Origin of the sequence: Spirosoma spitsbergense DSM 19989 (assembly GCF_000374085.1) — a bacterium.
GTDB classification, from domain to species: Bacteria; Bacteroidota; Bacteroidia; order Cytophagales; family Spirosomataceae; genus Spirosoma; species Spirosoma spitsbergense.
Genome location: NZ_KB893568.1, coordinates 44,006 through 56,029, shown reverse-complemented (window position 1 = coordinate 56,029; position 12,024 = coordinate 44,006). Strand labels below are relative to the sequence as shown.

Here is a 12,024-nt window from a genome sequence, read left to right as displayed (position 1 = left end):
CTGTTCCAATAGCCCACGGTTTATTGATTTGATGTAAATAACCGCCGGATTGCGACCACCCCCAACCCCCTCCTAAAACAGGAGGGGGCTACGCTGAAGGGTTCCCTTTTTCAAGTCCCCTCCTGTTTTAGGAGGGGGTTGGGGGTGGTCGCAATCCGGCGAAAAAGCGATTGTTGGTTCGGCGGTTAATTAATTCAAATCAATAAACCGTGGGCTATTGGAACAGGGGAAACCCACGAAAACTATGCACTGTGCAGAAATTCCATAATATCGCCGTCCTGTACGATGTATTCTTTGCCTTCTACGGCTAGTTTACCCGCTTCGCGAACACCCGCTTCGGTTTTAAACTGCGAGAAATCGGGAAGTTTCATTACCTGCGCCCGGATAAATTTCCGCTCGAAATCGGAGTGGATCACCCCGGCTGCCTGGGGTGCTTTCCAGCCCCGGTGAATAGTCCAGGCACGCACTTCTTTTACACCGGCGGTGAAATAGGTAATCAGGCCCAGTAATTTGTAAGACGCTTTAATCAGCTTGCTCAGCCCCGATTCGGTCAGGCTGTACTCACCCAGGAACAATTCCCGTTCTTCGGGGTCTTCCATTTCGGCAATCTGCGATTCGATACCGGCACTGATGATAATTACGTCGGCTCCTTCATCCTTGACCGCTTCCTGTAAGGCATCGGAATACGCATTCCCGTTAGGCAGCGACCCTTCATCTACATTGGCAACGTAGATAACCGGCTTCACGGTGAGCAGGGAAATGTCGCCAATGGCCGCTTCGAGCTCCTCGGGCGATACCGGCACCGTACGGGCACTCTGGCCTGCTTCCAGCGCTGTTTTAAACCGTTTCAGGATTTCCAGTTCCGACTTCGCTTTCGCATCGCCTACCTGAGCCGCCTTCGCAATCTTCTGAATTTTCTTGTCAACGGCTTCCAGGTCTTTCAACTGAAGTTCGGCATCGATAATTTCTTTATCCGAAACGGGATTCACCTTGCCTTCTACGTGAACGATGTTGTCATCCTCAAAACACCGGATAACGTGAACGATGGCATCTACCTCCCGGATATTGGCCAGAAATTTATTGCCTAAACCAGCTCCCTGGCTGGCCCCTTTCACCAGCCCGGCAATATCGACAAACTCAATAATAGTGGGCACCACTTTCTGGGGTTTCACCAGCGCTTCCAGGGTATCCAGCCGCTCGTCGGGAACCGTTACAACGCCCACATTTGGTTCTATTGTACAGAACGGATAATTGGCGGCCTCGGCCTTTCCGCTCGATATTGCATTAAACAGGGTGGATTTGCCCACATTTGGCAAACCCACAATTCCACATTGAAGTCCCATAGATGATTGTGAAAGAGTGAATGAGTGAAAGTTTGGCCTAGCTGGATATCTTTTCTTGTATAGACAGTTTGCCTGTTCAGGCTTTCAACCTTCTTCTCTTTAATTTTTCGCAAAAATACAACTGCAATGGCGGACCACCGCAACGGCGAACAGCAAAAAAAGCCTTCGGACATGCCAAAGGCTTTGGGTATGATGGTTGGTTAATAAATAGGTGTTTAGTAAAGTCTAACTCATTCAGTTCCTGTTGGTTTAATTACTCCCATTTCAATTCGCTGGCGAAGTCGTCCTGCTCGCTGCGTTCGCGCTGGGCTAGCTGCGTAAAATCTACCTCGGGCATCAGTTCCGTTTTTACGTGCTCTACGGTTTCCTGAAGAGCTTCGATAAACTTGTCAAAATCTTCCTTGTACAGAAAAATCTTGTGTTTTTCGTAGGTAAACCCCTCGCCCTGCGGATGCCGTCGGCTCTCCGTAATGGTCAAATAATAATCGTTGGCACGGGTTGCTTTAACGTCGAAGAAATACGTTCGCTTTCCCGCCCGGACCCGATTCGAATAGATTTTTTCCCGGTCTCTTTCGTCCACAATAAATAGGGTTTAATCAATATACGACCACTAAAGTACGGGCATTCGTGAAAGAACAAAAAGAATGGGTATAAATATATTTTGGGGACATATAACCGCAAAAATGAATCGAGTTGTGGAGATCATTCTACAGTTTCTGGCCTAATTGCTTGCTTGTGAAGGGGCTGCATTCTATCTTTGTTTTATAGGAATTGCACTTTTTGGAGGCAGGTGGTATGTGTGACGTTTATCAGCATACGACCCGCCTATTTTTTTTCACGTAACCAAAAGCTGTATGAATGTAATCATGTCCCTTATGTTGTTCTTTAGCAGCATGAACCCGACGGGGGCCTTACCAGGCCTCATACAGAAAGGCAAAGCGTCTTTTTATTCCAAAAAGTTTACTGGCCGGAAAACGGCCTATGGTGAGCGCGTCAATCCCGATGCGCTTGAAGGTGCCCACCGTCACCTGCCTCTGAACACGCTTGTTGAAGTGACCAACTTAAACAACAACCGTTCAGTAATTGTACGAATCAATGATAGGGGGCCCTTTTCCAAAGGCCGCGTTATCGATTTGACTTATGCCGCTGCAAAGTCCCTTGGCATGATTTCCAGCGGAATTGCCACCGTATCGCTCCGGGTTGTGGACAAAGGTAAACGCGCAGTGGCGCTTGCTCCTTCTGTCTTCGATGTACCCGCAGCCTTCCAGCCTCAACTGGAACCTGCCCTGTAACTTGTCTGCTCAAACCAGACCAACCGAACCGTTCGTTATTTCCCCGTGCAATTCCTGTCGGAGATGTCGAACGGTTCGGTTTTTGCGTTAAATTGGTAGGGAGACGAATGGCTGACTTTATCGTTCATCTCCCCTTCTTTCTTCTTCGGTCTACTCATGAAACAAACTCTTAATCTGGGTCAGGTGCGTTCCTACGGCAACGTCGAATTTCTGGCCCGTCAGTTAGTCGAAGGTTTTATTACCGGGCTTCACAAATCACCTTTTCACGGGTTCTCCGTCGAGTTTGCCGAGCACCGGCTTTATAATACCGGCGAAACGACCCGGCATATCGACTGGAAAGTGTTCGGTAAAACAGAGAAGTTGTTTGTAAAACGCTACGAGGAAGAAACAAACCTACGCTGTCACCTGCTCATAGACACGTCCTCCTCCATGTATTATCCGGAGGAAAACTACGGTAAAATGACGTTCAGTGTCATGGCGGCTGCCTGCCTGGCATACATGCTCCAGCGGCAGAAAGACGCGGTGAGCCTGACTACATTTGCCGACCAGATTGACGTGCAAACCCCCATCAAATCAACGCCTTCGCACGTACACAAGCTGTTTACGCAACTGGACCAGTTGATGCAGCAACCCAAGCCGCTGCGCCGAACGGCAGCCGCTGATGTGATTCACCAGGTAGCCGAGAAAATCAACAAACGGTCACTGGTCGTGATTTTCAGCGATATGTTCGATAATAGTGAAAAGGCTGATGCGTTGTTTTCGGCACTCCAGCACCTGCGTCATAACCTGCATGAGGTGCTGATTTTTCACGTAACCGATAAGAAGACAGAAGAGGAGTTCGCGTTCGATGAGCGGCCGTACGAATTCATCGACCTCGAAACGGGGGAGAAGGTGAAACTACAGCCGGGGCAAGTTCGTGAAACGTACCAGCAAGCCGTAAAATCGTACTTTCAGGAGCTGAAAATGCGGTGCGGTCAATACAAAATCGACTTCGTTGAAGCGGACATCGCTCAGGGGTTCGACCAGATTCTGAATTCCTACCTGGTGAAGCGGACAAAAATGAGGTAACAATGTCAGTATCAGGACGGGGCCGTCCTGATACTATTTCTTCATACTTGCCTTGGCGTTCTTTGGGGCCGCATCGGTTTTCTTATCACCCTGCTGTCGTTTCTGGAAGAGGATAAAATCCTCAATTTGCTCGGCGGGTAGTTTGTGGGCTAGTATCTTCTTGTTTTTATCGAGTACGTTGACCGTTGGCGTAGTGAATACATCGAACTGATTCCGGAAGTCATTCTTATGGGCGAAATCGTAGCCATTGATAGCGTTGCCGAGCTTAAACTCTTTGATGAATTTTTTCCACTCTTCGGGGCTTTGGTCGATGGCGATGGCCAGTACCTCAACGCCTTTGCCTTTGTAATCGTCGATCAGTTTTTTCAGCCCGGGCGCACTTTCCCGGCAATGGCCGCAGGTGGGGGAGTAGAAGAAAATAACGGTATAGTCTGCCTTAATGGCCGACAGGTTAATGGGTCGGCGGAGCGTATCACTTACAACGGGCGATAGCATCGTTTTGCCAACCAGGTTGGGTTTGATGGCAGCTACCCGTTCGCCAATGGCCTTCAGGGTAGACGAGTCCGATACGGTCATAACACCCGTCTTGTAATACTTCTCGAACATGTGAACAAACAGCCCCTCCGTTCCCATCACTTTGGGTTGCTCGTACTGACTCGTGATGTAGTAGATGGTGTAATACTTGATGTCGTTGTTTTTCCCGGCAATGGCTTTATTCACCACCAAGTCCGCTTCTTTAATAAGTGAATCGGGTACCTGCACTGTCAACTCTTTGATGTACCGCTCGATTTTACTTTGTAAGAAAGGCGTTCTGACAAAACGCTCATCGGAGAAGTCGAAATCGTCCCAGAAATGATCTTTGTAATAGTTGAAAATCCAGATGGAATCCGGGCGACCATTGGCTGCTTTGGGCGCAGGTGGTACTTCCGGTTCCGAGCTGGCTTTAAATAGTTTTGCCGCGAATGTAGTCGGGTTATCGGTTAAAAACTGCGCACGGTACGCATTGGCCTGTTTCTGCAGATCGTTCAGTTGCTTGTTGAACAGGGCAGACGACGCGGCATCATTACGCATTTTCTTCTGCATGGTGATGGCCTGCGCTTCTTCCGAAAATTTACCGAGCTTCTGCTGGTAGGCGTAGAACAGCTCGTTTTCTTTCGAGCCACTAATTTTCATCGCGTTGATGATAGAAGCGGTATCGGTATCAAAGGAAAATTGCTGGTCTTCCGTGATCAGCAACTGGATATAACCCTTCCTCGGAACTACGACAAGGAATAGTCCCTGGGGTAGACTTTTTTTGCCCTCAAAAACCATGTTTCCGGCTCCATCTACGCGGGCCGTGTCTTTGGGGATGTACTGAGTAGCGCCAAAATAGTGCGCCAACACGCAGGTGGTGTCTTTTAGCCCCGTGATATGGCCCGTTATCTTAAATCCGTCGGACGATGCCTGAGTCGTTGATTGGGCCTGAAGTACCGACAAGGGAAGGAGTCCGGTAAGCAAGGTCAGGAGGATGATCTTCATACAAGTGGGTGTATAGCTTGGTAGAAAGAGTAAAACGGGTGGTTATACGAAAGTTCTGCTGGTTAACACATTGCCTACAAAACGCTTGCCACGTCGTTTATAGTCTATAGTTTTGTTGTTTTCCGCTCCCGGATTGACACGAATGCAAATACTAATGCTTCGTAAAAGGGTACAACAGGGCGTTTAATCCGGCAGTGTAGAACCGTCTGGAACGGACGGTTTTTTCAAAGATACAGGCTTCCTGCCCGGTTGTCCGAACAAGGAGTAAAAGCGTATAGGCTTACCGGGCAGTGGATTATTAAACGGACAGAATCTTCACCATTCTGAGCAGATCTTCACTAATGGGCTTGGGTAAACGGATGGTATCGCGAAAGGGCGTATACACCAGTTCATTATTGACAATNCCAGCCATTACGTTCTGCTCCCCATTCATAAGCCCTTCCATAGCGCCCAGACCCAGGCGGCTGGCCAGAATCCGGTCGTAGGCCGTTGGGACACCCCCCCGCTGAATGTGCCCCAGTGTGGTTACCCGCATGTCGATGTCGGGTTGTACCTGCTGCCGGATTTTTTCGGCAATCTCACTGGCATTCCCCGCTTCTTCGCCTTCCGCAATAACTACGATTGACGATGATTTCTGGCGGCTCCATCCCGATTTCAGAATTTCAATCACTTCGGGAATGGGGGTAAGTACTTCTGGAACCATCACCATTTCGGCTCCGCCCGCAATACCCGACTGAATGGCGATATAGCCCGAATCGCGCCCCATCACCTCAATGAAAAATATGCGGTCGTGCGAGTCGGCGGTGTCGCGGATTTTGTCGATAGCTTCCAGGGCGGTATTAACGGCGGTATCGAAACCTATCGTATAATCGGTACCGTAGAGGTCATTGTCAATCGTACCGGGGGCACCTACTGTAGGGATACCGAATTCATCGAAAAAAAGGGTGGCTCCCGTAAATGTTCCGTTACCACCAATGGCAACCAGGCCTTCTATGTCAAATTTTTTGAGTTGTTCGTATGCTTTGGCCCGTCCTTCCGGAGTCATGAACTCTTTGCTCCGGGCCGATTTGAGAATCGTTCCTCCCCGTTGTACAATGTTACTAACCGAGTGGGAGGTCATCTGAAAAATATCGCCACTTATCATTCCGTTATACCCCCGGCGGATACCAAACACTTCGATACCGTGGTAAACCGCTCCCCGGACAACGGCCCGGATGCAGGCGTTCATACCCGGTGCATCGCCACCCGAAGTAAAAACAGCTATTCGTTTCATAGGTCAAGTCAATTTTTTAACGGAATTTCACAAAAAAGGCTACGGTGCGTTCTTTTGAACCTCGCAAATTTATTCTCATTTCCCAATCTTAAGGCATTAGGCGAGGAATTATCCTATTGTTTTCATACAAATTTCATAAAGGAACTTTACGAAATAACTCCATATACTACACCTGCTCAAGCTGGTTAAACAAACAGTGTCAATAAAAAATAACGATTCTCTCCCGTATAAGTATTGACTGATTAGATTAAATCGGCCCGATGACTTTTGAACTGGTGAGCCCGCACCAGAATCCGTCCATGATTGACCAATGTCGTAAACAAACCGAAATGCGCCACCAGTACCCTGAACCGGTCGGTGAGGGAGCGACGGTGGTGCTGGACCGATAAGCCGCCAACAAGGTAGTTGCACAAAAGAAAGGGCAGGAATTGAATTTTTTGAGCTGCCTTCAGACAGCGGATTTCCCAGTCGAGGTCGGCACTCAGGTTGTTGGGCTGGTAATCCGGAGCCAGCGAACGGCTGGCTACAAATGCCTGGTGACAAACTTTCATACCCAACGCCATATCGCGCCAGGTCAGGTGTTGGGGGAGCACATGGGGGGTTACCTGGCTCCGTAAACCAACTAAAGTGCCGTCATTCTGCACAAACAGGGCATCGCTGTAATATACATTTGCCGGGTTTTCCTTCATTGCGGTTAACAGGTTTGCCAGCGTTTGTGAATCATGCAGCGTATCTCCCGCATTCATAAACCAAACGTACTCGCCCCGCGCCCGGTGCAGCCCCTTGTTCATGGCATCGTACAGACCCCGGTCGGGTTCAGAAATCCAAGTGGTAATGTGGGATTCGTACCGCCTGATGATGTCCAGCGTCCCGTCTGTTGAATTTCCATCAATCACAATGTATTCATAATCAGTTGTCTGTTGCCCGATAACGCTCTGAATCGTACGCTCCAGAAAACGTTCGGCATTGTACGTGATGGTGATGATGGAGACGGTCATTCTCTCAATGAGTGAATTAGTGAATAGTGAATGAGTGAATAAACGGTTCGCCGTAACGGTGAATAGTTGACAAGGCTACTTTACTCAGTCACTAATTGACTATATAATTTTATATGTTGCTGCGCCACTACTTCTTCCGAGAACTGAGTTTCGGCGGATTGGCGGGCGTTTTGTCGTAGTAGTTCCGGGGTGGGATGGGTCAAAATAAAGGCTAGTCCATCGGCGAGTTGCTGGGCGGAACCCGTGTCGGCCAGAAACCCAGTTGATTCATGATCAATCATTTCGGGAATGCCGCCCGTTCGGAAACCAACAACCGGCGTTCCACAGGCCAGCGCTTCAATGATCGTGTTGGGCAGATTATCTTCCAGCGAGGGAACAACCAGCGCGTCGGCGGCATTGTAGGCGGCTACGATGTCATCTTCGCTGGTCAACAGGCCGAGGTGCCGTACGGGGTAGGGCAGTTCATCAAACAGGTACGAACGCCCCTTGCCGAACACCAGGATTTCGGGAGCCAGTTCCGGGTGTTGCTGGTGTAATAAGGTTAATGCATCAGCAAAGTAGCGGAACCCCTTGCGCGAATCCGTTACATTGGCACTGCCAAACAGGAGCCGGTCCGAACCCTTACGATCATTATCCCTGTCTGGCAACGCGAAACGGGTGTTCGCTTCTGCCCGCCCGATGGGACGAAAAATACGTTGATTGATAGCATAGGGAATAACCGTGAACGGAAACCTTTGCAGCAGCGTACTTCGCTGTGCCTCCGCTGCCAGCCACCGGCTCGGTGGGGNAAAATGAATAGAGGCTTCGGCAAAGAGTTTCTGTTTCTGTTCAAAAACCTGAGTGGATAAATCCTGCTCACCCGGTTTTTTCAGGTACGGACACTGATGGCAATGCGTTAGAAAATGAGTGCAGCCGCGTGCGTAGTGGCACCCGCCCGTAAACGCCCACTGGTCGTGCAGCGTCCAGACGATGGGTTTGCCTAGGGCAAAAAGAGACTGTAAACCGCTGAGCGACAGAAAGCCGAAGTTTATCCAGTGCAGGTGCAACACGTCGGCCTGCTGAATAGCCGGATGGAAGTTAAGGTTAGCGCCAAACCGGGCGGGCGAAAACTGAAACCGTACGGACGTATCGCGTTCGTGCGGCAGAAAGTAAAGCCGTTCGGCCACAAACCGGCCAAAGGCAGTTTGCTCGGCCAGAAAGTTGTTGGCTAAATACGTTACACCCGGCGCCGACCGGTGCTTCTCCAGCCGGTTTGGGGTACCCACAAGCAGCGTACTTTCTATCAGCTCATCGCCCCCTGTCTGCTTTTGCAAGGCCCGGTGCAGTCGATTCGCTGCCACGGCTGCCCCGCCAAACAAATGGTAAGTACTTAGGTGCGTAACTCTCAACGGCCCAGTAGTTTATTGAACTTTTTAGCAACTTCCGGCCAGAATCCCAGCCCGAATACGCGCCCCCATATTCGTCGGCGTGAGTAGTGTTCCATTTCGGTAAAAATGGGGTCCTGGAACCGGTCCTTTGCTTTTTGGGTCAGGATCAGGGCAAAGCCGTGCTGTTTCAGCGTGGTGGCAAATACCCAGCCCAGCAAGAGGTTACGCCGGCTAAGCATAGCGTCATCAGCAAATCGGTTGAGGTAGGTCATCTCGCCCCAAACGGCACTGTTCTTCAACGAAAAGAGCACAAATTTTCGGATGAGTGGCTGCCGCGAAAAACTATCCAGTAGGGTGGGGGTGATGCGGGGCGACCCCTTTGGCAACAGTTCGGCTAACCAGTGGCTACCGGTTTCGTCCATAAACTGTAGTACCTGAAACAGTTTATCTTCCCCTTCATAGATAGATGCGATACCCGGCTCAAATTCAGCGGTGAGTACATGCCGGGCACGTTCGGTACCCAAATTCCGAAACAGGCGCAAATCAGTGCCCTGTGAATCGGTTTTAAACCAGTCAATTTGCCTGATTTTCAGGTCATCGAGCGATGAACGAAGACTGCGCGTTTTCAATTGAACGACTTTTACGGGTTCAAACTTGGGGGCAAACGCATATTCCTGAATCAGATCGGGCCGGGGTTTCAGCAAACTGGAGCAGTGAGGGGATGCTGTCAGGTAGAAATCATCGGTGTCTGTTTCGGTGCTGACCGTATCTGGCCCGGTAACGATGTGGTTAAACGTGTACAACTTCCTGAAATGGCTGGACTCACTCTCTACGTAGCCAAAATCGCGATCGTCGGCATCGAAAGCGATACAGACGGCATATTTGGCAAACGGTTTCCAGCGACTGTGTAATTGCCCCGATGCGCCAATGTCCACCAGTACGGGTGGTTCAGCCTGGAATTCCGGACGGGAAAGTATTTTGTCGATCATTTAGTAAACGTCAATTATCGTCATTATAAATGTCATTAGCGGTGCGTCATTCGCTGCTTATAATCAATGACTGCCAATGGCGCATCGCTGATGACAATAAGTCGCTAGTTTCTGTATGCAAAGATATTCAATTGCAAATCCATGCTGTTGTTGCCTTTATACTGATGATTTACCAGGGGAGTATGGCGGTATTGGCTGGTGTTGAGGTAATACCGAAACCCACTGTCTTCCAGTACGTTTAGTACGTCGGCAAGGGTTTGGGGGTGATCGAGGTAGGCATGAAACTCCACGAACAGATTTTGCACGTGGGCCAGCGCATCTCGGCAGTCGGTGAGTACCGCCGTTTCAGCTCCTTCGATGTCCATTTTAAGCATGTCGATCTGGGTTTCCTGCAGCAGCCTGTCGCGCAACCTCACGGAGGGAACTAACGTCCGGTCCGTTTGGGAGAAGATAGACGCCGAATCGGCCTGATCGCTCCCAAACAGGATGCCATCCTCATTCGTCCAGACAGCTTTCGTAACGACCTCAACCCCGGTTATTTTATTCTGTCGCAGGTTTTCCTGCAATAGGTCACTGATGCGTTTGTCGGCTTCAAACGCCACGATACGCGCCCGCGGGTACTGCTGCCGAAAATACACGATGCTGGTGCCGATGTTGGTGCCGCAATCGAAAATGACAGGCGTGGTAGATGTGGTATAGAATTTATAAAACTCGTCCACAAAAATTTCGCGGTATTGCCACACAAACGACAGCGCATCGGGTACCCGGAACCGATAAGGCCCAAACGTAATGTCGGTAGCCTGATTGCGCGGCCGGTCACCATAGCGTACCGCTAATCCCAGCAAACGCCGACCTTCGACTGAGCGGAGTAGTCGGGCTGTTTCGGTAAATAAAAATTTAAAAAGCCACATGAGTGAGAATTTTCAGGGGCAAAGGTAGGCCAAAACAGAACGTAGAAATCTACTTATCGTTCAGGCGGGGCATTCAGCCAGTCTGCAACTGAATTACTCCATAGACCCGATCATTCCATTTCTGACCGGAGATACTGCCCGCTCCATTACTACGAAAATCAAAAACAACGTGGCACGAACCGTCAATCTTCCAGAATATTGCCAAAAATGGTTGTTTTCAGCGCAAGGGCAAATAGCAGAAAAACGATTCCCCAGTATAGATAAATACGGTAATAATCCTGCACGTCTTCATAAATCCGAACCCGAACCGGGGCTTTTTCCAGGCGGTCGATCTGGGCGAATACCGTTCGCAGGCGTTTGGCATCTGTAGCCCGAAAGAAACTCCCGTTGCCAATGGTAGCAATGGTTTTCAGAATGCCTTCGTCTACCGTAACGGCAGTAGAATCGGAGATGACCGGGCGACCAACGGCAATGGTATAGAGACGAATAGAAAATGCTTTGGCCAGCCGTGCCGCCGTTACCGGGTCCAGATTGCCCGCCGTGTTGTCCCCATCACTCAGTAAAATAATGATCTTGCTTCGCCCTTTAACCGACTCTGTAGCCTGTACCTGACTGGTATCCACCGGTGAAACAGAACGGTCCCTCATCCGGTTAATACAGCGGGCCAGGGCATCGCCAATGGCGGTACCAGAGGTGCTAATCATCTGCGTATCGAGGTCATTCAGGTACTGTTTCAATAAACCATAATCGGTCGTGAGGGGGCAGAGTGAAAAAGCTTCGCCCGCAAAGACGACTAGGCCAATCCGGTCATTGCGACGTCCATTGATAAATAGCTGGGCCACCCGGCGGGCAGCCGCCAACCGGGTGGGTGGCAGGTCGGCCTCCCGCATCGACTCCGATACGTCGATAGCCAGCATGATATCGATACCTTCCGATTGCTCATCGCGCTGCTCCCGAATAACTTGTGGGCGGGCCAGCGCTACCAACAGTAGCCCCGTGCCAATGAATACACTAACGGGTAATAGATAACGCAGCCAGCTTAGCCACGACCAGTAAGACCGGGTATGTTCGTTTGGGTTTCGGGACCTGTCCAGTTGTGTCAGCGATAGGGTAAGCCGTTGCTGTGTTTTTCGGTACAGGTAGTAACGAAGGGCAAACAGCAACAGGATAGCCGGAATAAATGCCAACGCCAATGGGTACACAGCCCGAAACTGCTGCCATTGTGCCGGATCAAACCAGTGAAGCGAATACCAGGGTTCCATTTT

At 50.1% G+C, this 12,024-nt stretch carries 12 protein-coding genes; 2 read left to right on the top strand and 10 right to left on the bottom strand.

All coding sequences use genetic code 11. From position 1 onward, the window contains the following. Positions 1 to 242: 242 nt before the first annotated feature. On the bottom strand, positions 243 to 1,343 hold the full coding sequence (ychF, locus tag B157_RS0122960; protein ID WP_020605657.1) for a redox-regulated ATPase YchF: 1,101 nt from the start codon (positions 1,341 to 1,343) through the stop codon (positions 243 to 245). Positions 1,344 to 1,596: 253 nt separating this feature from the next. Next, complete coding sequence (locus B157_RS0122955) at positions 1,597 to 1,923, bottom strand: DUF3276 family protein (protein ID WP_018618278.1); 327 nt, start codon at positions 1,921 to 1,923, stop codon at positions 1,597 to 1,599. Between the two features lie 295 nt (positions 1,924 to 2,218). Here B157_RS0122955 and B157_RS0122950 point away from each other — a divergent pair, with 295 nt between their 5' ends. Then, positions 2,219 to 2,635: a septal ring lytic transglycosylase RlpA family protein gene (locus B157_RS0122950; RefSeq protein ID WP_245565213.1), complete on the top strand. Its 417-nt coding sequence runs from the start codon at positions 2,219 to 2,221 to the stop codon at positions 2,633 to 2,635. Positions 2,636 to 2,670: 35 nt separating this feature from the next. Here B157_RS0122950 and B157_RS40135 read toward each other — a convergent pair whose 3' ends face one another. Further along, positions 2,671 to 2,793 carry a hypothetical protein gene (locus B157_RS40135; RefSeq protein ID WP_281168501.1) on the bottom strand — a complete coding sequence of 41 codons (123 nt, stop codon included), beginning with the start codon at positions 2,791 to 2,793 and terminating at the stop codon, positions 2,671 to 2,673. Here B157_RS40135 and B157_RS0122945 point away from each other — a divergent pair. After that, the gene (locus tag B157_RS0122945; RefSeq protein WP_020605655.1) at positions 2,792 to 3,703 is read left to right on the top strand and encodes a DUF58 domain-containing protein; all 912 of its coding nucleotides are present in this window, start codon (positions 2,792 to 2,794) and stop codon (positions 3,701 to 3,703) included. The genes B157_RS40135 and B157_RS0122945 overlap by 2 nt on opposite strands. Before the next feature lie 33 nt (positions 3,704 to 3,736). On the opposite strand, the gene B157_RS0122940 is transcribed toward B157_RS0122945, so the two are convergent. The 7 genes from B157_RS0122940 to B157_RS0122910 form a co-directional block, all read right to left on the bottom strand. Continuing rightward, the gene (locus tag B157_RS0122940; RefSeq protein WP_020605654.1) at positions 3,737 to 5,221 is read right to left on the bottom strand and encodes a TlpA family protein disulfide reductase; all 1,485 of its coding nucleotides are present in this window, start codon (positions 5,219 to 5,221) and stop codon (positions 3,737 to 3,739) included. Between the two features lie 298 nt (positions 5,222 to 5,519). Next, on the bottom strand, positions 5,520 to 6,494 hold the full coding sequence (pfkA, locus tag B157_RS0122935) for a 6-phosphofructokinase (protein WP_020605653.1): 975 nt from the start codon (positions 6,492 to 6,494) through the stop codon (positions 5,520 to 5,522). A gap of 242 nt (positions 6,495 to 6,736) precedes the next feature. Continuing rightward, on the bottom strand, positions 6,737 to 7,492 hold the full coding sequence (locus B157_RS0122930; protein WP_020605652.1) for a glycosyltransferase family 2 protein: 756 nt from the start codon (positions 7,490 to 7,492) through the stop codon (positions 6,737 to 6,739). Positions 7,493 to 7,572: 80 nt separating this feature from the next. Further along, entirely contained in the window at positions 7,573 to 8,541 is a 969-nt protein-coding gene (locus B157_RS0122925) for a glycosyltransferase (protein ID WP_425423215.1), read from the bottom strand. 335 nt (positions 8,542 to 8,876) lie between these two features. Beyond that, on the bottom strand, positions 8,877 to 9,848 hold the full coding sequence (locus tag B157_RS0122920; protein WP_020605650.1) for a hypothetical protein: 972 nt from the start codon (positions 9,846 to 9,848) through the stop codon (positions 8,877 to 8,879). Between the two features lie 104 nt (positions 9,849 to 9,952). Continuing rightward, a complete protein-coding gene (locus tag B157_RS0122915; protein WP_020605649.1) occupies positions 9,953 to 10,759 on the bottom strand; it encodes an FkbM family methyltransferase in 807 nt (268 codons plus the stop codon). A gap of 182 nt (positions 10,760 to 10,941) precedes the next feature. After that, on the bottom strand, positions 10,942 to 12,021 hold the full coding sequence (locus B157_RS0122910; protein WP_020605648.1) for a VWA domain-containing protein: 1,080 nt from the start codon (positions 12,019 to 12,021) through the stop codon (positions 10,942 to 10,944). Positions 12,022 to 12,024: the final 3 nt, after the last annotated feature.

Coding starts and splice junctions, on each gene's coding strand:
- B157_RS0122940 (WP_020605654.1), bottom strand. CDS start 5,221: ATGAAGATCATCCTCCTGACCTTGCTTACCGGACTCCTTCCCTTGTCG.
- B157_RS0122920 (WP_020605650.1), bottom strand. CDS start 9,848: ATGATCGACAAAATACTTTCCCGTCCGGAATTCCAGGCTGAACCACCC.
- B157_RS0122910 (WP_020605648.1), bottom strand. CDS start 12,021: ATGGAACCCTGGTATTCGCTTCACTGGTTTGATCCGGCACAATGGCAG.
- B157_RS40135 (WP_281168501.1), bottom strand. CDS start 2,793: ATGAGTAGACCGAAGAAGAAAGAAGGGGAGATGAACGATAAAGTCAGC.
- B157_RS0122930 (WP_020605652.1), bottom strand. CDS start 7,492: ATGACCGTCTCCATCATCACCATCACGTACAATGCCGAACGTTTTCTG.
- ychF (WP_020605657.1), bottom strand. CDS start 1,343: ATGGGACTTCAATGTGGAATTGTGGGTTTGCCAAATGTGGGCAAATCC.
- B157_RS0122945 (WP_020605655.1), top strand. CDS start 2,792: ATGAAACAAACTCTTAATCTGGGTCAGGTGCGTTCCTACGGCAACGTC.
- B157_RS0122915 (WP_020605649.1), bottom strand. CDS start 10,759: ATGTGGCTTTTTAAATTTTTATTTACCGAAACAGCCCGACTACTCCGC.
- B157_RS0122950 (WP_245565213.1), top strand. CDS start 2,219: ATGTTGTTCTTTAGCAGCATGAACCCGACGGGGGCCTTACCAGGCCTC.